At 55.0% G+C, this 769-nt stretch carries 2 protein-coding genes; both read left to right on the forward strand.

What is annotated here, in order from left to right; translation table 11 throughout:
- A partial coding sequence (locus M992_RS14245) for a hypothetical protein (protein ID WP_248842540.1) occupies nucleotides 1-271 on the forward strand: 271 nt, incomplete at its 5' end.
- A complete protein-coding gene (locus M992_RS14250; RefSeq protein ID WP_053909189.1) occupies nucleotides 264-743 on the forward strand; it encodes a helix-turn-helix domain-containing protein in 480 nt (159 codons plus the stop codon). The genes M992_RS14245 and M992_RS14250, both read left to right, overlap by 8 nt.
- Nucleotides 744-769: the final 26 nt, after the last annotated feature.

The raw sequence follows: 769 nt of genomic DNA on the forward strand, positions 1-769 counted from the left end.
GGGGCGCATCGATCAGGCAGAACATATGAAACAGGTCTATTACAACGAAGGCTGGAGCGGTCCGAACAAGTACACGTTTGAAGTCTATCAGCTGGAGAACGGGAGTTACCGGGCGCTGGCCCGCAAATGGAATGGCAAAATCAACAAGGTGCAGCAGGAAACGCAGTACCTGTCTGACACGCGGGAGGGGCTGAAGCACCAGGACTATCCCCGCACGCGCCAGGTGAAAATTTTTCTCAATTCTGACTTCTGGGAGAAGGGTAATGATTAAGATGGTTAGCGTCGTTCCGCAGCCGGAAACAGTGAAGACGCTCCGGGAAAAAATGGGCATGACTGAAACCGCATTAGGGGCAGTCATGGGGTACGAACTGCGCGCCTGGCAGCGTAAGGAAGCTATCAGCGACGACCTCAGCCAGTACAACAAGACCAGTCTTCGCCCAGGCGAATATAACATGCTGATGCTGATCGCCGGCGTGCATCCTGATTACCGCCTGAACAGGACGTTCAGCCCGGATGATATGGTTAAAGAGCCCGCCACGGCCGAAGACGTTCGCCGCCTGCGTCTGGCGCTGGGGCTAAAACACGCTGAAATTGCAGCGCTGTTTGGTTATAAGCCGGCGTCATGGCAGACAAAAGAGAAGGCGGGACAGCGTGGCGTGAAGCTCAAGACCGGGGAATTCAATTTCCTGTTACTGCTGGCCGGTGAGCATCCGTCACTGCAGCTGGTTGATAAAGTGAAATAAGACCAGCGGCCGACCTGATAGGACCC

The sequence above is a fragment of the Moellerella wisconsensis ATCC 35017 genome (assembly GCF_001294465.1).
GTDB lineage: Bacteria > Pseudomonadota > Gammaproteobacteria > Enterobacterales > Enterobacteriaceae > Moellerella > Moellerella wisconsensis.

What these genes read in the sequence shown, in the direction of transcription:
- M992_RS14250 (WP_053909189.1), top strand. Translation starts at nt 264, where the DNA reads ATGATTAAGATGGTTAGCGTCGTTCCGCAGCCGGAAACAGTGAAGACG.